Origin of the sequence: Aeromonas sp. s12 (assembly GCF_040907925.1) — a bacterium.
Taxonomy (GTDB): Bacteria; Pseudomonadota; Gammaproteobacteria; order Enterobacterales; family Aeromonadaceae; genus Aeromonas; species Aeromonas veronii.
In genome coordinates this window covers 126963-149876 of record NZ_JBFOCT010000007.1, presented here as the reverse complement: position 1 = coordinate 149876, position 22914 = coordinate 126963, and the positions used below count along the sequence as shown (strand labels likewise).

Genomic DNA, 22914 nt, shown 5'->3' with positions numbered 1-22914 from the left:
CATTAATTAATATGCTACTTACATCTCGACCTGTTGATACAACAAGCTATAGCACATAGTGGTGCTGCATAGTCCAGAACTCCTCGTTTATATGTTGCCTCAACATGAGTTCTGATCTTGTCACCAAATCTTTCTGTTACACGAGGAACATTCCTATTGTGTAATTCTTTACCTAGTCTGCCGAGATTTTTATACTCAAGCATATATTGTTCAAGCTCCACACTTTTCTCTGGTGAAGAATCATACCACTCACGCAACGTAACGATTTCCTCATTTATCTTTACACTCTCGACGTACGTTTTATAAGCAAAAACTTCTTCTTTAGTTAAATTGTTTTTATTTTTAATTAGATTCATAATCACAATTCCCAAAATGCTATATCTCGTATCTTAGCAATACGCTTGTCCCCATTAATATAGAGACTAAAATGCTTATCCAGTTTGCGGATGGTTTCCATTAATTGTTCTTGCTCGGTCTTATCATCTTTATTAAAGATGGCCTTGATATCGGCATTCTTGATCTCGGCGACGCGATGCACCACCCAGGTCAAAATATAAGAGCCGTAGTTGTTTTCCCCGGTTTTAAAGTGGCTCAAGTCCTGGGTTGAGAGGATCACCCCTACCCCATACTCGCGCCCCTCTTTCAGGATCTTGCGCAGGCTGGGGAAGTCCTGCGACATAAAGTTGTCGGCCTCGTCGACCAGGATCATCTTGGTGATCTGGCGATAATCGCCGTTGACTTGCGGTTTGCCGCGCTTTTGCATCTGCGAATAGAAGAGATCCAGCGTCAGGGCTACCACCAGGTTCTGGATCTGGGGTGAGTAGCCCGCCAGCTCGATCACCGTCACCCCATCGAGCAGCTCATACAGGGAGCTCACCTTATCCGGCATGGTTTCAAAGATCTCGTAAGTGACCAGCGAGTCGAGCGCTGCATAGAGAGAGTCTTCTTCTACCTTCTCCTGTTCAAGATAGAGATCCCATACCTGGGCCAAGGTTGGCGCAGGCCTTGACCAGGTGCTGGCGTCAGACCTGCTGATCCCCGCCAGCTCATACGCATCGAGGATCAACTTGCGCAGCCGCAGCTGCTGCTTGGGCCCGAGGCCAAAGGCTTTGGCCAGGGTCTCGGCAAACCCGGTCGCGGTATGCACCGGCAGCATCGGCATATCGCCATAGAGCGAGAGCGGATTGTACGGCAGGCGATACAACCGCAGCCGCTTGCTCTGGTTTGCCTCGCTAAAAGCATCATCCACATAGTCAGATTTGTAATCGAAGATCAGCAGGCCGATCCGTGCTCCCTCGACATTGTTGTCTTGCTGGCGCATCAGCTGGGTGATCAGCGACTTGGTAAACTGGGTTTTGCCGGTGCCCATGGTGCCTATGATGCCGGTATTGGTATTCATAAAGCGGGCGGTATTGGTGGGCTCCCAATAGAGCGGCGTTTGCCGCAGCGCCTCGTGGCCAAACAGGATACGCATGGGCTCTGTCGGCTCGCTGCTCAGCCCGGTATCCACCGCTACTGGGGTAACCGGATAGGTGTTTTGGGTATCAGTGGCCAGTGCCACTGGCGCCATATCCACCGCCTGATTGCCCCCTTCTTTTGGCTGCGGTTGAGAGCCAGACTCAGGCTCCGCCACCTCTTCTCTGGGCCCCAGCAGATATTGTTTGTCTACATGGCACAGGGTCACCAGCTCATCAAGCGCAGGGGCGCTACAGGCCTGAATAAGGCTACCCAGCAAGGCGTAGGGCAGTTCAACCTGCAATACGCCCCGCTCGGTCATCTGGTAGTGAGGTACAAAGAAGCTGTCGTTTTCGATATGGGCGACCACAAAGCCTTCGGGGTAGTCGGGCACGCAGGCCAGGGTATATTCCCCTTTGAGCCACCACTCCCGCTCGGTCAACAGCGGTGCAAGCTGCGCCGGCTGCATCACCTGATAGAGGCAAAGCTTGTCGACCTGCATCAGAACCTGGCGAATAAAGAGACCACGGTAGAGCCGTGCGGCCAGAGTGTTGGGGCCAAGTACTTCTTCCATCAGGTAACGTTTAAGCTCCAGCGCCTGTTGCCCGGCATAGGCAAAGTCAGGTCTGACACCGGTCTTGACCTCCAGAGGCAACAAATAGAGTTGCTTGCCCTTGAAGCCGACAAAGAGCACGTCATCGGAAATGGCCCCTTTGCGATACCCATGCACCTGACGGGAGAACTCGCTGTCGCTCATTTTGAGGCCAACATTGCCGGAGACGCGGATCATCTCGGCCACGGAGAGGGGGACCCAGCAGATATCGGATTGACGCAACAAGGCCGAGACAAACTTGTAGGCTCCGATGATGCCGTTCTTCTCTTTGCGCTCCTTGTCGTTGGCCGTGAGCATCTTGAGCAGCCATTCGCCGTTGAAGGCATTGAATTCGGAGAGCAACGTCTCCCCTTGTCCATGACCCTCTTTTTGCAGCAAGCGTTTAAAGAGGTCTACCTGCTTGGTCACCGTGATGGCGTCATAACCGGCCGCACTGGTGTATTGATCCGAGTAGTGGATCAGCACCACATCCTGCTGACTGGTGAAGAAATCGAGAGTCACCTTGGGATCGATGATGGTGGTCCACAGTGCGCTGTCATAAGAGCGGGTCAGCAGTGCCTTGAAATCAGCACTGACCGCCAGCCCCAGGCTGGTTGCTAGATACTGGGCATTGCTCTGGCTGGCCGGTTGCCACAGGTTGCCCAGCAGGCGAGCCACCCGCAGCGACTGCACCCCTTGATAGGGCACGCCACGCAAACCAAAGGCGGTGAAATAGGCCGCCCCTTTCGTTTCGGCCGCTTCCCCGGCGATCAAGCCATCACACAGCACACCACTCAGAGCTTCATCGGTATTGATGGGATGGCACTCTACCGGCTCCTGGTTACGGAAGAACGCCAGATGGGCATATGCAAACTGCTCGCGCTCGTTGGGCAGGGTGAACTTGCTGTAGGTCAGGCGGCAGCGGATCAGGTCGATCAGCATATCGGCCTCAGCGCGCAGCGCAGTGGTGTTCAAGCCAAGCCAGGCTTTCAGCTCGTCATAAGCGGCCGTTTCGGCAAAGCGGTCGAAGTCATTGAATTGCAACCGCTCATCGTAGAAGTTCACATGAATGGCGATCGCCTGCTCTTTGTGCAGCTTGAAGTGCTCGATCAAACCGAGGAAGAGCTCTGCCGCACTCGCCTGATTGATAGCATTGACGATCAGGGTGCTCTTGGCCCCGGCACTGAACAGACGAGAATAGGCCTGGGTAAACTCGGCCAGTTTGTCGCGCACCAGACGCTTGATGTAGCTGTAGCTCTCCTGCTTTTGTGGCACCACGTCGAGCCAGAAGCTGTTCTCCCGCACCGGCAGCAGATGAGCGTAGCCAGAGTCATTGTCATAGACGAAAGGCAGCAAGCCAGATGCAACCAGGCGCTCGCGGGTAACCTCCGGCAATTCGGCAAAAGAACTGACGCCATCTTCATCGCGATCGGCTTTTATTTCGGCCACCAATTGCAGGTGATAGGCAAGTACCAAGGGGTGCAGCGGACTAAGGCGTTGCCACTCATCCTGACGGCACAGACCGATGCGCATCAACTGTTTGTGCTCGAGCGCCAACACCGCATTGGTCGGTATCTCGCTCAATGCCACTTCGTAGGCATCCAGCACCCGCTGCACCAGGGCGCAATAGCTGTCGCCCCAGGCCACCAGGCTCGGCAATGTTTTCTTGTGTTGCAGATAGTCAAACAGGGCGGCATAAGCGCCATGTAAATCAGGGAACCTGGCACTAATCGCCGCAAGTGGCATTGGATCGGCAGTCAGACCGATATACAAGGCCCGCTCATCAACCATCCGTGCTTCGAGATTCAGCAGCTGCTGGCGGATCCCGGCCACACCACTTTCGCTGTTATCGAAAATGATCTTGCCTTTGGCCCGCAGATACTCGGCATTACGGTCATCTCTGAGCAGCTTGGCGAAACGATCTCTGTCAAACAGCAGCGGAACGCAAATACTCTCGTCGGCGGCCGGGCCTTCAATATTGATGGGTAAGCGACGCTCGCCATTGACCAGCTCAAACTGGATCTGTTCGCTCTGCTCGGCCAGCGTATCAAAGTTCACCCAGCCACAGGTGCCGCAGTCCACTTCCCCCTCATCGTCAACCAGATGCATGATGGCGTCTTGCTCTGGGTTGACCTTGAACTTGTTCTCTTCCAGCAGCAGGGTCAGCCACTTCTTGCCCGCATCCACTCGGAAGCAGTGCAGCAACTCATCGAAATAGAAATCTCCCTGCTCTACCACCAGACAGCGGAACTTGTACTCTTCGGAGCGGTTATCGCGTTTAAGCTCAAGGCTAAAAAAGGTGGGTTCTCCTGTGACGGGCAAGGTCACCGTCGCCCAGCAGCGTTTACCTCCGACACGGCTGACAGAGTAAGTGACCGCATTTTTTAGCGGCCCATTGTGCATCAGTTTGAACTGGCTCTCGTCCAGATCATTGCCGATGAAGGTAAAAGAGAGGTTGAGGGTTTTCTCTCCCGGCGGGAGCTGGATTAGCAGGCTCAGGTCGCGCTGCCCCGCCTTGCTCTGGCTTTTGGCTCTTTGTTGCAGCGAACCACTGTCAACAGCCACCTCTTCTAATAGCAACTTTTGCGCTTTGTTGGCTTCAATCTCTTTGAGGTAGGCCTCGAATTCCAGCTCACGCCAGCTCTCATCCTGGAAATGCTGGCGGATAAACTTGGCGCTGAACTCTTTCAGGACACTCTCGAGCTGATCGAGATCATAATGCTCAACCGCATCTTCAATCTCGCGTCGCAGCTTGCGGTTTGCTTGGAGCCGCTTGCTGATCTGGGCCTTCTTGCCGCTCCAGCTCCGAATGACCGGGTCATTGAATAGCTGAAGCTCATCAAACTTCAGTTCCCCATCTTGATCAAGTGCACTGAACAGAGGAGCAAAACCAAACACGGTCGCCCCCTCTTCGGTGATGAGGGCCAGTTGCTCTTCAAGCAGGCAGGCTGACAGCTCCTTGTTACTGCTGCCAACATCTATCAGCGCGCCAAGCTGCTGCGAGAGACTATCCGGATGCCAGACAGCACCGGGCGCCCCCAAATCAAGCGCACTGTTGATCAGGGTATCCAGCATGCTGTTGTGGATAATGAGCAGGGCTGCTTTTTCAAATTCTGCACTGCGCCCTGCGACCAGATCACGTAAACGGGAGATGTAGTTTTCGGTAAATCCCGGAGCCTCACCATGCAACACAGGTAAAACCCGCACGCCATTGCACTCTATATACGGCAGGTCAATGCCATCGGCCGTAGCCAGCGTATTTGTGGCAGCAAAGGTCACCAGTGACTGATAGAGCACCAGACCGTTTTCTGCGCTGGGGGATTTGAACTGGTAACGAGAGCCCGGCTCAATGTCGGCACTGACCCACTCGATAAAACGTTCGGCCAGAAAATGCTCAAAGGGTCTTGCGGACATATACGGCGTCTCCACTATCACTCATTCGTTCTACATTGCCCATGCGCTCATAGAAGCTGACCAGTTGCTGCAATGACTGGTTATCAAGATAAAAACCGCGCTGTTCGAAGCCTTTGCGCAGATCGTGCAGGCGCAGCTTGTCGGCCTTGCCGATGGTGAGATTGGTCAACAGCAACAGCTGATCCTGATTCAGTACCAGGGTGCGGCCAGCGGCCCCCCGGGCCTGAATAAAATCACTGAGCAGCTTCTCTTCCAGCTCTTTGACATATTTCTTGTTCACGCCGCCACGGGAGGTATTGGCATCACGGAATTGCTCAAGTGCAAACTCTTTGAGCTGCTCGAAGGCTTCTGCCACGCTGTTTGTGAGAGGACGCTCAGGCCGTAACCCGCGCTTCTCTCTAAAGGCCTGTAGATAGTTGTTCAAATCTTCCAGCAACTGAGTCTGGTCAGCATATGCCGTGGCATCGCGATAAACCTGCCAGAGCGGTCTTTTCTTGGCATCCCCTGGCAACTGCAGCACGTCAAGGGCGGAAAGCAGCGGGAAAACCCGCTCGCTGGCAGCCGCCAGCAGCTTGTAGCCAGAACGCTTTACCGATGTACGTTCAGAGCTGGCCTTTTCCGAATCGAGAATAAAGTAGAGAGGCTTGCTTTGGGGCTCATGTTGCCAATCGGTCACATTCAGTGCCAGCTGAGCACAGTAAGCAAAGGCATACAGCTTGAGTGTGCCAGGCAAGGCTTGCAGCAGATACTGGGGATGCGCAGCCAAAAAGCGAATATCTTCACGAAATACGGCATTCAAAAAAGGTAGATAAGGTTGCTCATCCTCATTTTTTACCAGGTTGCCGCTTTGCAGCCTGCCTTGCAAAACGGACAGCAGTTCTTGCTCGACAAAGTTGAGCTTGTCATCGAGCGCATCTTCCAGGAAGAAATTCCCCAACAGACCTGCAAACAATTTGCACAACCGCGTATCTGGTGCGCTGAGATCGGCTTGTCCACTCTTCTTACCTTTGGCCTTAAACAACAGGAACAGCGGTGAAATATGAAAGAGTGCATCATTTGAAAAATAGGCTCGCTCAAGCACCTGCCAAAAATCAGGATCGTCGAGCTTGCCTGCAAACCGGGCTTTGCACTCCTCCTTAAACTGCTCGAATTCATAGGCAGTCACCTGCTTGCGCAAGGACAGCCCCAGCACGACACCTGTCACGGTATCCCAGTCAAACTCATTGCCTTTGTTGCGAATGGGCCAGTAGTTGGTGAGCTTGTTTTTATCAACCGGAGCTAATCCGGCAGGAATTGGATACAGAGACATGACTATCTGGTTCCTTCTACAGTGATCATGCCTTCATCCAAACCAAGACGGTAATGCTGATCACCTTCGTAATAGTGAAGAACAGGGCTCTTTTTAGCGACAGCGCGGATTTGCTCAACCATCTCATCAAGCAACACGATGGCATTCTTGTCGTACTTATTTGGCCGATAGCCATGGTTGAGCTTGCAGATCAGCTCAAACAGATTGAGGTTGATTGCCATCGGTGCCAAGGGCTGATCATCAATCTTCAGATAGGCGCTGAAATGATCGTGTTTCTCGACATGCTGACGCTGAATTGCGCTGTAATCAGCTTTCAGATCGACAGGTGCCGCGACATGACACTGGCCAAATTGACCAAGAGAAAGCTCTCGCTTTGACAACTCAGGGGCATTGCGGTTGGCATAAACAAAAATGGCCGGGATCAGCGCTTTCACATAGAAATTGCGCAAGGCCAGCTGGCTTCCACCCTCCCCAAGATACTGACTATGCTGCAGCCAGACAGTGGCATAGTGTTCAAGTACCTGCTCTTCAAAATCGACTTTGAATTGGTGATGGTAGTTATTGCCAAGCTCGCAGTCCTTAAGCAGATAAAAAAGCCGCAGAAGGGATGCGGCTTGACCCGCTTTATCACGAGGCTCGTTGAATATGAGCCCCAGTTTTGCCAGCTCGACCATAAAGGCATCCAGCGCCTCATCCGGTAGATTCAGCTCATAACGCAGCACAAACTGGTCTACCGCTTGGGTATGAATCAAGGCAGGATCAAAGTCAGCAAGACGCAGGCTTAGCTCACTGTCTTTAGCCAGAAACAGGTTGTCAAAGAGGTAATGCTCCCCGGCCAGAAGCTGATGCAACAGATCCAGCAAGGCGCGAGTCGTAATGAATTGATCCTTGATCAAACGGGTTTTGAACAGCGTGGTAATGATAATCTCTTGCACGTGCTCATTGGCCAACAGCCTGAAATTGGCGATGAGGCGCATGTCGCGTTGGCGTTGCTCATCTGCAAGGGCAATAGCATGAAACAGATTGTCATCGGTTGGCTGAGTTAACCGCTTGAGCAGTTGACGCATAAAGCTTGAATAGCTGCCAGCGTCATCATTAAAACGGAATTTTGGGTAGGACTCGAAATCCAGAAACTGATATGCCCCTTGCATTCTCTCGCCACTATCCAAAAAACGCTCGATCACGCCACGCAACACACTGTGCCGCTCAGCCCCTTCTTTGGCAAAGTTGGCCAGCATACCGATATTGATACCAACCACCAGGGGTTGAGCCCCGTCACCCGCACGATCAAAGAGTTCGTTTAGCGCATCTATTGCTGATTGATGAGGCGAAAAGCTATGGGTTGCATCCAGATGGAAGGTATATCTGTTTTTATATTGGTCATAGCTACGTGACAATATTTCAGATTTGCCATCACCACTGCTGCCGCATAAAAACACACACTCACCAGGCTGCAATGAACGGAGGCACTTCTCAAAATCATCCTCGATTTCGGGTGTAACGTAGAGATAATCCTTGAGGTCATCAAACAGATCTCTCTGACGTTGTGTTGTCGTCTTGACCGAGAAGGAAGAAGATTTAGCCAAAACCCCGAGGGCCTTGCGAAGGGAAATTGTACTCACGGTATAACCCTATCATTTCATATCTGACAGATACTAACTGATTGAATCATTGGGAGACTACAAGAAAGGATGAGTCTTTGTATGAATCCTTGACGTTCGTCAAATCTGAACTCACATTTGTTTTTATCTTATACAGGCACATAGTCCACTTATTCAGCTATTAGGCTAAATTTCCCTCAACACAAATAGCATTACACTTGAGATTTTCTTGCCGTTTTTTCCCAAATCAACCTGTATGTCATGACCTCCTCTCTACCCCAGATGAACGCTACACTGTCAAAACGTCTCTTGTCTGCATGTGATGACCAACCTGCATACAGCTTGAATTGTCTATTGAGCGCCATCCCATAAACAAAGAGCTGGATTGACCAGCCCCTTTGTGTGCACCTCATCTCGCTGCCGGATGCCGGGATCAGAAACGGTAGAGCAGGCCCGTGGTGATGCTGGTGGCGCGAATATCGTAAAAGTCGATCCCGGAGTTTGCCGTGGCGTAGCTGGCGCTCAGGAGCGCAGAGAGCGGCGCAATGCCAAACAGCTGGTGCCAGAAGAGGGTGGCATCGATGGCCATGTCGCGACTGTCGGCACGCTGGCCAAACAGCGGGTTGGCCTCGTCATAGTCCTGCTTGCCCAGATAGAGGTTGCTGACAAATGACCAGCGGGGCGAGGTTTTGGCGTACGTGAGCTGCAACCCCTTGCTCACATAAGACTCGGCACTGCCCACCAGATCAGCCTTCTCATAGCGCAATGCTGGCTCGAGGAACTGATCGTCTGTTAGCCGGAACTGGTAGGAGACCTCGGCGGAGTTGACCCGGCCATTGCGATCCAGCATCCCCATCACAGCGCGACCATATTGCTCGCCGCTGGACTCCCCATCCACCTTGACGTCGCGGCTGGTGATGCTGCCACTGAGCGCACTGCCCCAGATGTTGTCCCACGCCAGACGGGCGCCGTGGGATCGCTCGTCACTCTGCTCGCGTTCCACACCCACAGCAAAGGGATCGCGCCAGACCTTGACCGGGGTGGCATTGAACACCAGCGAACCGGCCACGATCCCCTTGTCCCCCAGTTGCTGGCGCAGCCCGAACTGCTGGGTACCGTCGCCACGAATGGCATCCTGAATGAGGTTGCCCAGGAACAACTGGCTACCGGTGGAGGCAAAGGTGTAACGCAGATCCCCGTTGATCACCGGATCAAGGTGACGCTGCTGCGCCGCAGCACCCAAAGCGTCAATACGCTCGCTACCTGCACTCCCCGTGGCAAAATTGGACTTGGTCTCGCCAACGCTGGCCCCCGCCAGCACACTACCGGAAAAACCAGATTCCCCGGGAATGGCTCCCAGCTCTTGTGTCTGAACCCCGCTTGCAACCAGCATCCCCATACTCAACAGCAGACCAATACGCATCGCAACACTCCTGGCAAGCGGCCACAAGAGTGGGCCGAGCCTGATAAATAGGAGGGAGGCAGTCGCCCCCCAGTATCGAGAAGCGGCATGTTACGGCGGGGAAAAATCACAAATAAGACAGCGGGATGCGGTTTTATTTTTTATGATGGCTTTTTATTTTTTTATAGGCGCAAGCAGGGGGCGACCCGGCATAATCAGTCCCCACGGCCTTGCAACGCTGCGGGCTGCTCGCGCCATACTCACTCTATTTACCCCTGTTCCCAACATCGGAGTTCTCATGCGTCGATTCAATTTCATGCTCAATGGCAGCAGATTGATGATGTTCCCCTTCTACATTGGCATTCTCATCTGCGTGGTATTGCTGATGGTGAAGTTTGCCATGCAGCTCTATCAGCTTTCTGTAAACATTTTCGAGATCCCCTATCTGGATCTCATTACCGGCGTGCTGACTCTGGTGGACTTTATACTGGTGGCCCAGATGCTGATCCTGGTTGCTATCTGTGGCTATGTGCAATTTATCCAGACGGAAGAGCAGCGCGCCTCCCTGAGCAGCAACTGGCTTAGCAAGATCAACTTTGCCTCCCTCAAGCTCATCGTCATCAACTCGCTGGTGACTATCGCCGGAGTGGAGGTGCTCAAGGCATTTCTCGAAGATGGCATCATCAACGAAGTCGATATGAAGTGGTCCGTGGTGGTGTTTCTCGCCTTCTCGCTGGCCGCGCTCATCTATGCGGTGACCGAGCGGATGGCAGAGCATAAATAGTCGAGTTTGATCACTGTGCTTGTTCAGCCTTGATTCACCAGCAATACAATTGATAACACTTTTCATTACTCTTACTGCGTTATAAACTTGCTCCCCCCGGGCTGCCCCGCCCGGGTGCTGGAGCCTTTATGACAAGCCTTTCTCTCTCACCCCGACAATTCTGGCAGTGGCTGGCCTACCACCATCAGGCCGCCGAGGGCACCCTCTATCTGATGTTCTTCTCCGGTCTGCTGTTGTGGGAGCCGCTGACCCCGCTCTGGTCGCTGGCACGCTGGAATCTGTTTTTCCATGTGATGCTCTCGCTCACCCTGTTCCCGCTGCTGTTTGGCGCCTTCTGGCTCTCCCACCGCAGCTTGTTGAACCGCAGCAACAAACCCTTTTTACGCACCACGGGGCGGATTATTGAAGCCCTGCTGCTGATCTGTCTGGCCAGCGGCCTGCTGCTAGTGCTGCACGGCACTCCGGGCGATGCCACGGGCAACCTCGCCAGCTGGGCCCACTGGCTGAGCGCATTGGCGTTAACTCCTCTGGTGCTGCGCCACGCCTGGCGCTGGACCATCTTGAAATGGCGCTCCTGATCCCATGTTGAAGTCATCGTTCTCTGCATATTTGTCACCCCTGCTGGCCCTCCTCCTGCTGCTGACCAGCCACTTTGCCACTGCCCAGCAGATGGGCGCCGGGATGATCGCCTATGAGGAGGGGCAAAGCCCGCGCCTCGTCACCGCCAATCTGAGCGCTGGCTCGGTCACCCTGCTTGAGCGCGATAGCGGAAAACGCCTAAAAGAGGTGCCGCTGGGGGGCGATCTGCGCCAGCTGGCCCGCGCCGATGATGGCACTCTGCTGGTCACCGACTACAGCGGCGATCGCCTGTTGCTGCTGGATGATGATCTCGATCTGAAAAAGGCGATCCCCACCGGCCATAGACCCTACGGGGTCATCTTCGATGCCAAACGGCAGTGGTTCTGGGTCACGCTGTTCGAATCCGCTCGCCTGCAGGCCTACGACACCGCCGGCAACCTACAGCTGGATGCAGAAACCGCCGAGACTCCCCGTGGACTGGCCCTGACCGACGACGATCGCCTGCTGCTCACCCACGCCATGACCGGCCAGCTCGCCATCTATGGTCTAGCCAAGCTTGGCCACGGCGCCAAGGGATCTTCGCTTCCCAAGCCCAAACTCATCACCCTGGCCGAGACCTATAGCGACACGACGAGCGACTCCCAGGGATTGCCGCGCCTGCTCGACGGCATCGCCCTCTCCCCCGATGGCAGCGAGGCCTGGCTGCCTCATGTTCTGTGGAGCTTCAGCCACCCCTTCCAGTTTCAAAGCACCGTCTTTCCGGCCGTCTCCATCATCGATCTCGATGAGGAGAAAGAGCGGGTTGATGAAAGAAAGCAGCTCTTTTTGCAGATCAATCTGCCCAGCGTCGGCAACCGCAGCCAGATCGTCTCCAACCCGTTCGCGGCGCGCTTCGCCGCCGACGGCAAGCGGGTCTATCTGACCCTGGCTGGCTCGGAAGATCTGCTGGTGTTTGACCTCTCCCGCAGCGGCAAGTCCAACAACAACCGTCACCGCCGCAAGAAGTTTCAGGGGGGTGCCAAGGCGACCCAGCTCTTGCGTCACCTGCCGGGCCAGAATCCGCGAGATCTGCTGATCGATGGCGACCATATTCTGGTGCACAACGCCATGGGGCAGGATCTCACCCGCCTCAATAGTGGCGGCAGCGGCCCGTTTGCCCGGGTCACCGTGGATGTACCCCACTTAGCCAAGCTGGTAGAGACGGATCCGCGCCCCGAGCCGCTTCAGCGTGGCGAGCGGCTGTTCAACCTTGGTAACACGCTCGGCAACAACGGCGCCAACTCACGCTTCCCCATGGCGGGGGACAACTGGATGAGCTGCAACTCCTGCCATCTGGACGGGTTCAACTTCACCAACCGCTATCTGATGGCGGCCCATCGCCAGAAGAGCGGCGACAACGCCATCAACGGCCACGCCAACCTCACCAACATGGTGGCGGGGGATTTTGTCGGCGAATACCTGCGCATGACCCAGCAGACCCAGGGCGGCATGGGCCATGACACCCGCGATGGCGCCGAGGCAGTTGACCCCGCGAGGCCCCAACCGGAAGTGAAAGCGATGATGGAGGACTTACACGCCTTCGTCACCGCCGATGGCAACCTCCCCTATCTCGCCAACTGGCTGCGACTCGATGCCCCGCGCACGGATCCCGCCAAGGCGCCGACCACTCACCCGCAGGCGTGGCTCAACTCCGCTTCCTGCCAGAACTGCCACCAACAGGCGTTCAAGGATTGGAGCGAGAGCAACCACCGACTGATGGGCAACTCCCACCCCTACTACAAGGTGGTGCAGGCGCTGGCCCGCGAAACCGAAGGGGAAGCATTCGGTCAGTGGTGCCAGGGCTGCCATATGCCCCAGCAGGTGATGACAGGCCAGCTGGATCTGCCCAAGGGCTCCCACATGTTCGAGCAGGGTGGCGCCTCGCTGATTGCCGCCCACAAAGCGGGTGAACCTGTGGTGGAGGAAGGGACCGGCTGCGTGCTCTGCCATCGCATCACAAAAGTGGAAGATGCGGGCGGCAACAGCGCCTTTACCGTGAATTTGAAAGACCGCGAGAGCTATGTGTTCGAGGATGCCGCGGGCGGCAGCCTCCAGCACTGGCTGGCCGAGCGGCAGATCAACGCCCGTCCGGCGGCCCACAAAGCCTCCTATCAGAAGGATTTCTACCGCGACGCGGCCCTGTGCAAGTCGTGCCACAACGAGTTTGCCCCGGGCACCGGCGCCAATATCGTCAACACCTGGGACGAGTGGGAAAAGTCCAGCTTCGCCAAGGCCGAGGATCCCGCCAAACGGCGCACCTGCATCGACTGCCATATGAACCCGGAGCCGGGCAATGGCGGCGCGCCGGTGGCGGGCCAGTCCACCGAAAACGGCACCATGAAGGCGCGGCTCTATCGCCACAACTTTACCGGCGCCCAGCACCAGCTGGTGGGGCTGCGAAATCCCAACCTTGAGCAGGAGAGTCTGGCGCTCTTGCGCTCCAGCGCTACCCTCTCCGCCCGTATCGAACAGGCTGCAGATAAGAACCAGCAACTGGTGGTGCGGGTCGCCAATACCGGCGCAGGCCATGCCCTGCCCACCGGGGTGGCCGATTTCCGTGAACTCTGGCTGGAGCTGACCATCACCGACACAAGTGGCAAGGTGGTGCTTGCCAGCGGCCAGCCGGTGGATGGCGCAGTCCCAGAAGATGCGCGACTGTTCAGAAAAGTATTCGGCGATGCCGAGGGCAAGCCGGTGGGGCTCAAGTTCTGGCGTTACGCCAAGCTCTTGGAAGATACCCGCATTCCGGCCGATGGCTGGCGCGATGAAGCCTGGCCACTACCCGCAGATGCCCAAGGGCCATTCAAGGCCGATATCAAACTCAATTTCCGCACCTACCCCAAGTGGGTCAATGATGCGGTGCGCGCCGCCGAGCCGAGCTTGCCGGAGCCACCCATAGTGCAGCTAAATCGGTTGCAACTTACCCTGCAGCCTCTCCCCGTCACGCCCGCTACGGAGCCTCAATCCTGATGTTTGCAAGTTTTCTCATTACCCTGCGCGAGGGGCTGGAAGCCTTCCTGCTGGTCGGCATCTGCCTCTCCTACCTCGCCAAGCTGGGGGCGAGCCGCTACAACAAATTCATCTATCTGGGGGTGGGGCTTGGCCTTATCGCCTCCCTTGTGGTCGCCTTCCTGTTCCAGGTGGTGGTGAGCCAGTTCGAGAGCGAGCGCTACAACCACCTCTTGATGGCGGGGATCCTCATCTTCGCCACTCTGGTGCTCACCTATATGGCGATCTGGATGCAAAAGCAGGCCAAATCCCAGGTGGGGGCCATGACGGCGCGTATCGATGCGGCCATCGATGGCGGCAACCTGTTTGGTCTGGTGCTGCTCGCCTTTCTGGCGGTGATGCGCGAAGGGTTTGAAACCGTGCTCTTCTTCTCCGCCCTGCTCTACTCCGGGCAAGGGGTCGATCTGCAATCCGGCCTGATGGGCGCGCTGGCGGGGTTGCTGGTCTCCATCGCGCTGGTGTGGGGACTACTGCGCTCCACCCGCAAGGTGGCGCTGGCTCCTTTCTTCCGCTGGACCGGCCTGCTTATCATCATCATCGCCGCAGGTCTGCTGTCGTCCGCCGTCAACATGTTGCAAGCGGCAGAGATCATCACCTTCTGGACCACGCCGGTGTTCGACATCAGCCACATTCTCGACGATCAGGGGATATTTGGTACCTTCCTGCGCGCCCTGTTTGGCTACAATGCCTCACCCGCTGGCTTGCAGCTGCTGACCTGGGCCCTCTATCTGGCGATCTTCGTTACCCTCTGGCAGCGCAGCTATCGCCCGCAGGTGAGCGCCGCATCCAGCAAGGGCTGAGCCCGCACGCCCTGTAGCAACAAGGGCACGGGGTAACAACATCATTCGGGAGCCGCGCCTTGGCGCGGTTCCCTTATCTATCAAGCAGTTTCGGAATAGGTCATGAGCGATAACAACAAGAAAAGCATTGCAGTGCTGGGCGCTGGCCCCGCCGGTTTGATGGCGGCCTGGCGCCTGCGCCGCGCCGGTTTTGCCGTCACCCTGTTCGAGCAGGAGCCGGTGGTCGGCGGCATGTGCGCCACCCAGACCTTCAAGGGACGCGATGGGGAGTATCGCTTCGACTACGGCGGCCACCGCTTTATCACCAAGAACCCCGAGCTGCTCGCCTTTATCGACGAGCTGATGGGGGACGACCTGCTCCACGCCGAGCGCAAGAGCGTGATCCGCTTTGGTGGGCGCACCTATGACTACCCATTGAACCTGCCCAACTTGCTCAAGACGGCGCCGCTCGCCCTGATGGCCGGTGCGGTGAAAGACTTGCTGCTGTTGCCCTTTGCCAAGAAGCCGGATGATTTTGCCAAGGCGAGCTTTGCCGAGTGGATCCAGAGCCACTTTGGTCGCACCCTCTACCGCCAGTTTTTCGAGGGCTACACCAGCAAGCTGTGGGGCATCAACCCGGACAAGCTCTCCGCCGACTGGGCCGGTCAGCGCATCAGTCTGATCGATCTCAAAGATGTGGCGCGCCGCCTGCTGCCAAGACGTAATGGCAGCATTTCGGTGCGCACCTATGCCCGCAAATACCGCTACCCGAAATATGGCTTCGGCCAAATTTTCACTACTCTGGGGGAGCGACTGGTGGCAGAGGGCGTTGAGCTCAAAACCGGCGCCACCATCACCCGCCTTGAGCAGGCCGATGGCCACATTGAACGGGTTTATTGGAAACAAGATGACGTTGATCAGAGTGCCGCCTTCGATCAGGTGATCTCCACCCTGCCGCTGCCACTCACCTGCCAGCATCTTGGCTTGCCGTGCGATCTGCACTACCGGTCGCTTCGCTTCGTCAATATGCCGCTCAAGCAGGAGAACCTGTCGGACAACACCTGGCAGTACCTCTCCGACCCCCATATTCTGGCCACCCGCTTGCAGGAGCCGCGCCGCCGCAGCCCCTTTATGGCTCCCCAAGGCCAGACCTCGGTGATGCTGGAGATCCCCTGCAATCCGGGGGATGCCACCTGGCAGGCGCCGCTCTCTGATCTGCGCGGTCGGGTCACCGCCGATCTGGCGAGCCTCGGCGTCGATACCGCCAAGCTTGGCGATGAGACCTTCGAAGCGCGCAGTGAATACGCCTATCCGCTGATGGATCTCGGCTATCAGACACGCCGCAACGAAGCCATCAAGGCGCTGATGCCCATCACCAACCTCATCATGACCGGCCGTCAGGGGACATTCCGCTACATCTTCACTGACACCGCCATGGAGATGGGGATGATGGCTGCCGACATGGTGATCGACGGGGTGGACCGACGCCACGCCATCTTTAACCATCGCAATGAAAACACCGTGATCGAAACCCAGAGCGTGGCGTGAGGCTTGTCGGTGTCGAACAGGTAGACAGACGCCACGCCATCTTTAACCATCGCAACGAAAACACCGTGATTGAAACCCAGAGCGTGGCCTGAGTGCCAACCTCTTGGCATTAAGTAAGGAGAACAGGATGACCATTCGCCCGGGTTTACTCGCCCTCACCCTGCTGCTGACCCTGAGCGGGCAGGCACAAGCTTACTCCTACGCCGCCGCCGGCAAGGAGCCACTGATCGACGCCCGCGAGGCACTGCTGGGCGCCGCCACTGGCGGCAAGGATGCCAGCGCCACCTTGAGCGAGATTGCCGACGAACTGACCTATCTGGAGCAGCACCACAAGGTGGAGCTGCAAGGGCCGCTGGCCGCCGCCATCAAGGCCCAAGATGCCGCAGCCACCGCCGCCCTGCTCAACCGCGCCTACAAGGCGGAGATCGAGCGCCGCCTCGAAGGGGCCAGCCAGAATCTTGGCGACTACCAGACCGCCAAGGTGCTGGTGGTCAAGAGCAAGCGCTTCCTCGATTTGATCCTCCCCTCCCTCAGTGAAGGGGATCGCAAGGCGGCCGAACAGGCGCTGGCCAAGGTGCTGGATGCCATCGGCAACCCGGGGGTATTCGGGGTGGGCGCCAAGCCCGCCGATGCCGCCGCCTTTAGCGATGCAGAAAAAACGCTGATGGCCGTGCTGGCACCGCTTTGATGGCAACCTGCCAATCATTGCGCCATCTCGCTGTGACAAACGGTGGGTTTCGCTGCGCTCTACCCACCCTACGCACGGCCTACCGATAGATGCACCCGGACGCCGGTTTGCCCCCTTCTCCCCTTGCGGGAGAAGGGCTGGAGATGAGGGGGAAGGCAACGTATCGGCGTTGGCCTTCCCCCTGCTCCACCACCATTTGGCTGCTTATTCTGCTGCAACTGGCCTGGCTCGGCTGGCTGCTGGCCTTCCCGGTGGCCCTCGATTCCGATGATGCCCTCAATTTCGCCCACGGGGTGACGCACTTTAGCGTGCTGGAGTTCTCCCCCCACTTTCCGGGCTACCCCGCCTTTATCTGGCTGGCACGGCTGATCAATCTGGCGGTGGACGATCCGGCCCGCGCGGTGCAGTGGGCAAGTCTGCTCGGTAGCAGTTTGCTGGCGCCGCTCGCCGCCTTGCTGGCGGTCAGATTGTGGCAACGGCCAAGCCTGCTCGCCACAGTCTGGCTGCTGGTGCTGGCACTGCCGCTCACCCCGACGCTCGCCCTCTCCGGCCTTTCGGATGGGCCGGCGCTCGCCGCCTGGCTCGGGACGCTACTGGCCTTGCAGCAGCGCAGAATTGCGCTGGCGGGTCTGCTGCTAGGCCTTATGCTGGCACTGCGCCCCTCCTACTTCGTGTTGGCGCTGCTGCCCCTGTGGCTCGGGCTGGCGCAGCAGGGCACGCGCGTCAGGTTTGTGCTCCCCATATTGCTGGTGGGGCTTATCAGCCTGCTGTTTGTCTGGCAGGCCGATGGCTGGGCCTACTTCAGCGAGGGGCGCCGCTTTACCGACGGCCACTTTACCCTGTGGGGCAACACGGCGGCGGCCCATGGCGATCGGCTGCTGAGCTGGGCGAGCACCTTCAACGATCAGCTCACCCCGCTCTGGCCGCTGTTGATGGCGGCTTTGCTGGTACTGCCGCTTTGGCAAAGAGCAAAAAACCACCCTGCCGCCCTCTCCCCACTCTGGACACTCTACTGGCTCGCCCTGCTGCTCTGGACCCTGTTTGGCCAGAACCCCGACAATCCCCGCCATCTGGCCCCCATCACCCTGCTCGGTCTCGTGCTGCTGGCGGGTTGGCTGCCGCGCCGTGCTGAGTGGGTGGCCGCGGTGGCCGGATTGCTGCTGCTCGGCGCGACCTTCACCCTGCCCCGTCCGCCCGCCATGGTGCAGGCAGCAAGGCTGGCAGAAACAACGTGCCCGGCGCTGGTGACCCAGTGGGGGGTAAAATTGCTGCGGGAGACCACGGCACTGCCGGTCACGGACGGCTGGTACAAGGGGGATGCGGCGCTGGCGCTCTCTCGGGGAGCCTGCCGCCTCAGTCGCCGCCCCATTGCCGCAAGCGAAATGCCCACTGCGGTGCGCCAGCACTGGTTTGCCCCGCGCTTTGCCGCCGAGCCCGGACTCTGGCTCGCCATACCGGATCCATCGCCGCGACAAAACTGATAGACTGCTTTTTTCGCGCTTTTCAACCCGACGTTTCGCATCAACTGGACACCCTATGCCCCAATCGCCAACAGCTCAGGCTGCCGCCCTCTCCCCCCGTTTCCTGTTTATCCTGCTGGGTGCTCTGGCGGGTCTGACCCCGCTGGCGGTGGATATGTATCTGCCCGCTATTCCGGCCATCGCCCGGGATCTGGCCACCAGCATCGACGGCGCCCAGCTCACCATCAGCGCCTTTTTGGGCGGCTTTGCCATCGGCCAGCTCTTCTACGGCCCGCTGGCCGACAGCTATGGCCGCAAGCCGGTGATCCTGGCGGGGCTGGTGATGTTTGCCATCGCCTCGGTGGGCTGTGCCATGGCGGACTCCCTGCCTGAATTGCTGGCCTATCGGATGTTGCAGGCGGCGGGCGGCGCGGCGGGCTCTGTGGTGGTCAATGCCCTGCTGCGCGATCTGTTCGAGAAGGATGCGTTTTCTCGCGCCATGTCGTTCGTCATTCTGGTGATGACCCTGGCGCCGCTGGTGGCCCCTGTGGTGGGCGGCTATATCAGCGCCCACGCCGACTGGCGGGTGATCTTCTGGCTGCTGGTGGGGATCAGCCTGCTGATCTGTCTGGTGATGCAGTGGAAAATTCAGGAGACCCTGAAACCGGAGCACCGTCAGCCGCTTAATCTGGGCCAGATCCTCAAGAACTACTGGGGGGTGCTCTCCCATCGCGGCGCCATGGGTTATGTGCTGTGCGGCTCCCTCTCCAGCTCCGGCATGTTCGCTTTCTTAAGCGGCTCCCCTTACGTCTATATCGAGTACTTCAAGGTGCCGACCGAGCACTACGGCTGGCTGTTTGGCCTCAATATTCTGCTGATGATGGTGGTCACCTTCGTCAACAGCCGACTGGTGAAAGGGGTGGGCGCCGAGCGGATGCTGCAATACGGTCTGCTGGTGCTGCCCTGCGCGGGCGCTCTGCTGGTCTACAACGCCTGGAGCCAGACCGGCGGCCTGTGGGGCATCGTCATTCCGGTGGTGCTGTTTGTCGGCCATATCAGTCTGGTGGGCGCCAACGCCATGACCGGCCTGATGGGCCACTTCCCCCAATCTGCGGGCACCGCATCGGCACTGGCAGGCACCCTGCGCTTTGGTATCGGCGCCCTGGTCGGTATTCTGGTCAACCTCAATCCGCCCCACTCGCCGCTGCCCATGGCCATCGCCATCGCCTGCTGCGGCGTGGGTTCAACCCTGAGTTACTGGCTGCTGACCGGCAAGCGAGGCGATTGATCCCCCTCCCTCCTGTCAGGAAAACGAAAGAGGCTTCCGTCAACGGAAGCCTCTTTCGTACTGGCGCCCGGACGTTCAGAACTGGGCACTGTTGAGCCAGAGGTGCGCCCCTATGCTCACCAGATAACCGAGCAAGATGGCAGGCAGCCACTTCAGGTGGCCAAAGAAGGTATACATGCCGTGGGCCTGTCCCATCAGGGCCACCCCGGCCGCAGAGCCGATGGAGAGCAGGCTGCCGCCCACTCCGGCGGTCAGGGTCACCAGCAGCCACTGCCCCAGCGCCATATCCGGGTTCATCGAGAGCACGGCAAACATCACGGGAATGTTGTCGATGACGGAGGACAAGACCCCAATGAAGATGTTGGCCATGGTGGGATCCCCAGCGTCATACAACCAGTGTGAGACCAGCTCCAGATACCCCATAAAGCCCAGCCCACCGACACACATCACCACCCCGTAGAAAAAGAGCAGGGTATCCCACTCCGCCTTGGCTACCTTGTTGAACACGTCAAATGGCACCACAGAACCCAGACTGCGCAACCGCACCTCATCGCCATTGCGTTCATAGAGCGCACGCTTGCGGGCAAGGGATCGCGGCAGCGACTTGCGCAAATAGAAGCCGAAAAACTGCAGATAACCGAGCCCCAGCATCATGCCCAGCACGGGTGGCAGGTGGAGGAAACTGTGGCATAGCACCGCCGTGATGATTGTCAGCAAGAACAGCGCGACGATGCGACGGGCCCCCCGCTTGAGATCGACCACTTCGTTATCAGCCTCCGGCACATGGCGCGGCACCATCAGGCTCATCAGGATGGCCGGGACCAGAAAATTGAGCAGAGAGGGAATAAGCAGAGTGAAGAACTGGCCAAATTGCACCTTGCCCGCCTGCCACACCATCAGGGTGGTGATATCGCCAAAGGGACTGAACGCCCCTCCGGCGTTGGCGGCGATCACTATGTTGATGCAGGCAAGATTGACAAAACGCCGATCACCGTTGGCCACCTTCAACACCACAGCACACATCAAGAGCGCTGTGGTCAGGTTGTCTGCCACCGGCGAAATACAGAAGGCAAGCCCGCCGGTCAACCAGAACAGGGTGCGCAAGTGAAAGCCGGATCGCACCAGCCAGGCACGCAGGGCATCGAACAGCCGCCGATCCTCCATGGCGTTGATATAGGTCATCGCCACCAGCAGGAACAGCATCAGCTCGGCATATTCCAGCAGGGTATGGCGGAAGGCCTGCTCGGCGACAGGGCTCATCCCCTGCTGTGCATAGGCGATACCGATCAGGATCCAGATCACCCCGGCGGCCACCAGCACGGGTTTGGACTTGCGCAGTTGCAGATACTCTTCAGCCATCACCAGGGCGTAGGCCAACACAAACAATCCGACACAAAAAAGTCCGATGGCGGAGGATGTCAACAGAACAGGGCCACTACTGGCATGGGCGGGAGGGATAAACAGGGACAGCAGCAAAATAACAGGGGTGAGCGCAGACATGGTCTCTTCCTTTTAGAACCGTCTGGCAATGATGCTAGCACCTGGATGAAAAGAAAAATTCATCCAGGTCAATTAACGCTTAATTGGTTTGCTGTCGAAACGCGGGATTATTTCTTGCCGAAACCCGACTGCTTGAGGGTATAGCCTGCGCTGTTTTGCCAGGCATCCAGACCGCTGCGGTTATTGCCCGCCACCAGACTGGCGGCCAGACTCGGACTGTTGAACAGCTGATCGGCGGTAAAGACAAAGCCACCCTGACTGCGGGGCACTATGACCCCCTTCTCCAGCAGTTCGTGACGCAGCTCGATCACCGCTTCACGCAGGGAGGCGGCATCCTCGCCATTGGCGGTGGAACCGGCCAGCACCATAAAGCCCGGATTTTGCCGCTTGCCCACCGGATAACCGTGGGCCTCGGCCCCCTTGCCGTTGAAGTGGTAGAGCTCGCGCTCCCCCGGCCGGTTGTCGGAGAGTGCCTTTTGCAGGGTCATCAGCTCGTTGTAGATCTCGATGGGGACGACGGCAGCCTGCTTGTTGCCCTTGCTATCGATGATAAAACTGACTTGCTTGTGTAACATCCTTGCTCATCCTGTGACCCATGGAAGCCCCTATTCTAACCACCTCGGGCAAGCGGGATCCAGCGAGGATCCACTGCTCTTTTGCCGCCTTGATCACTAACTGGCACTCTTGATCAACCGTAAGGGGTGTTGATCAATGCTGGCCGTGCTAGCGTACCAAGCATGATGAAAGCCATTGACCATCAAACGGTTATCCCATGCTGACCCTGCGCAACCTCTGCAAGAGCTTCGATAACGGCAGTGAACGACTGCCGCTGTTCCACCATCTCGATCTCGCCCTCCCCGCTGGCGAGATCACCCTGCTGCTGGGCCAAAGCGGCTGTGGCAAGTCCACCCTGCTCAATCTGATCGCCGGGCTGATTGCACCGGATGAAGGGGAGATCTGGCTGGGGGAGACCCGGATCGACACCCGATCCCCCGACGAGCGGGCGCGCCTGCGGGGCCGCCATTTCGGCATCGTCTATCAGGATTTCAACCTGCTGCCGACCCTGAACGTGGCCGAGAATCTGGCCCTGCCGCTCGCCATCAACGCTCTACCACCGGATGAGACAAGGATTGACCAGTTGCTGCAGCGGCTCGATATGAGCCACAAGCGCCATGCCTGGCCGGAGCAGCTCTCCGGCGGTCAGCGACAGCGGGTGGCGCTGGCCCGCGCCCTTATCCATCAGCCCCAGTGGCTGCTCGCCGACGAACCCACCGGCAGCCTCGATGAGCACAATGCCGAACAGGTGATGGCGTTGATGGTGGCGGCGGTGCGGGACACCGGCGCAGGCTTGCTGCTGGTGAGCCACAACCCCGCCTATGCTGCGCTGGCCGACAGGGTGCTTCGCCTCGAAGGGGGCCAACTTATCGAACTAAAAGGGCCCCGTCATGACTAAACAGCGACTGCGCC

The 22914-nt window shown here is 57.8% G+C and carries 16 protein-coding genes; 9 read left to right on the top strand and 7 right to left on the bottom strand.

All coding sequences use genetic code 11. From position 1 onward, the window contains the following. Nucleotides 1-14 precede the first annotated feature (14 nt). The 5 genes from AB5Y67_RS02200 to AB5Y67_RS02180 all read right to left on the bottom strand — a co-directional run bounded on the left by AB5Y67_RS02200 (nt 15) and on the right by AB5Y67_RS02180 (nt 9794). On the bottom strand, nt 15-356 hold the full coding sequence (locus AB5Y67_RS02200; RefSeq protein WP_082187515.1) for a hypothetical protein: 342 nt from the start codon (nt 354-356) through the stop codon (nt 15-17). 2 nt (nt 357-358) lie between these two features. Continuing rightward, nucleotides 359-5461, bottom strand: coding sequence for a DNA phosphorothioation-dependent restriction protein DptH (dptH, locus tag AB5Y67_RS02195; RefSeq protein ID WP_199428762.1), 5103 nt, complete (start codon nt 5459-5461; stop codon nt 359-361). After that, nucleotides 5442-6770 (bottom strand): DNA phosphorothioation-dependent restriction protein DptG, encoded by a 1329-nt coding sequence (gene dptG / locus AB5Y67_RS02190; protein ID WP_201941668.1) that lies wholly within the window; start codon nt 6768-6770, stop codon nt 5442-5444. The genes dptH and dptG overlap by 20 nt, the downstream gene beginning before the upstream one ends. A 2-nt stretch (nt 6771-6772) precedes the next feature. Next, nucleotides 6773-8392, bottom strand: a complete 1620-nt coding sequence (gene dptF / locus AB5Y67_RS02185; protein ID WP_368207566.1) for a DNA phosphorothioation-dependent restriction protein DptF — start codon at nt 8390-8392, stop codon at nt 6773-6775. Nucleotides 8393-8804: 412 nt separating this feature from the next. Further along, nucleotides 8805-9794: a DUF2860 family protein gene (locus tag AB5Y67_RS02180; RefSeq protein ID WP_199428655.1), complete on the bottom strand. Its 990-nt coding sequence runs from the start codon at nt 9792-9794 to the stop codon at nt 8805-8807. 277 nt (nt 9795-10071) lie between these two features. Here AB5Y67_RS02180 and AB5Y67_RS02175 point away from each other — a divergent pair, with 277 nt between their 5' ends. The 8 genes from AB5Y67_RS02175 to AB5Y67_RS02140 all read left to right on the top strand — a co-directional run bounded on the left by AB5Y67_RS02175 (nt 10072) and on the right by AB5Y67_RS02140 (nt 19947). Continuing rightward, nucleotides 10072-10557 (top strand): YqhA family protein, encoded by a 486-nt coding sequence (locus AB5Y67_RS02175; RefSeq protein ID WP_005333692.1) that lies wholly within the window; start codon nt 10072-10074, stop codon nt 10555-10557. Nucleotides 10558-10685: 128 nt separating this feature from the next. Then, nucleotides 10686-11135, top strand: a complete 450-nt coding sequence (locus AB5Y67_RS02170; RefSeq protein ID WP_100653541.1) for a hypothetical protein — start codon at nt 10686-10688, stop codon at nt 11133-11135. A 4-nt stretch (nt 11136-11139) separates the two neighbouring features. Continuing rightward, the gene (locus AB5Y67_RS02165; protein ID WP_199428656.1) at nt 11140-14145 is read left to right on the top strand and encodes a YncE family protein; all 3006 of its coding nucleotides are present in this window, start codon (nt 11140-11142) and stop codon (nt 14143-14145) included. Further along, nucleotides 14145-14984 carry an FTR1 family protein gene (locus AB5Y67_RS02160; protein WP_042080421.1) on the top strand — a complete coding sequence of 280 codons (840 nt, stop codon included), beginning with the start codon at nt 14145-14147 and terminating at the stop codon, nt 14982-14984. The genes AB5Y67_RS02165 and AB5Y67_RS02160 overlap by 1 nt, the downstream gene beginning before the upstream one ends. Before the next feature lie 102 nt (nt 14985-15086). Continuing rightward, nucleotides 15087-16511 carry an NAD(P)/FAD-dependent oxidoreductase gene (locus AB5Y67_RS02155; RefSeq protein ID WP_368207565.1) on the top strand — a complete coding sequence of 475 codons (1425 nt, stop codon included), beginning with the start codon at nt 15087-15089 and terminating at the stop codon, nt 16509-16511. 127 nt (nt 16512-16638) lie between these two features. After that, a complete protein-coding gene (locus AB5Y67_RS02150) occupies nt 16639-17199 on the top strand; it encodes a hypothetical protein (protein WP_199428658.1) in 561 nt (186 codons plus the stop codon). A gap of 200 nt (nt 17200-17399) precedes the next feature. Continuing rightward, the gene (locus AB5Y67_RS02145; protein WP_199428662.1) at nt 17400-18680 is read left to right on the top strand and encodes a hypothetical protein; all 1281 of its coding nucleotides are present in this window, start codon (nt 17400-17402) and stop codon (nt 18678-18680) included. Between the two features lie 55 nt (nt 18681-18735). Then, nucleotides 18736-19947, top strand: a complete 1212-nt coding sequence (locus tag AB5Y67_RS02140) for a Bcr/CflA family multidrug efflux MFS transporter (protein WP_042055658.1) — start codon at nt 18736-18738, stop codon at nt 19945-19947. A 75-nt stretch (nt 19948-20022) separates the two neighbouring features. On the opposite strand, the gene nhaD is transcribed toward AB5Y67_RS02140, so the two are convergent. Together nhaD and AB5Y67_RS02130 are read right to left on the bottom strand one after the other, a co-directional pair. Continuing rightward, nucleotides 20023-21447 (bottom strand): sodium:proton antiporter NhaD, encoded by a 1425-nt coding sequence (nhaD, locus tag AB5Y67_RS02135; RefSeq protein ID WP_005361260.1) that lies wholly within the window; start codon nt 21445-21447, stop codon nt 20023-20025. 107 nt (nt 21448-21554) lie between these two features. After that, a complete protein-coding gene (locus tag AB5Y67_RS02130; RefSeq protein WP_005333716.1) occupies nt 21555-22022 on the bottom strand; it encodes a DUF4357 domain-containing protein in 468 nt (155 codons plus the stop codon). Between the two features lie 197 nt (nt 22023-22219). Between AB5Y67_RS02130 and AB5Y67_RS02125 the strand changes: the two genes are divergently transcribed. After that, nucleotides 22220-22900 carry an ABC transporter ATP-binding protein gene (locus AB5Y67_RS02125; RefSeq protein ID WP_199428659.1) on the top strand — a complete coding sequence of 227 codons (681 nt, stop codon included), beginning with the start codon at nt 22220-22222 and terminating at the stop codon, nt 22898-22900. Nucleotides 22901-22914 lie beyond the last annotated feature (14 nt).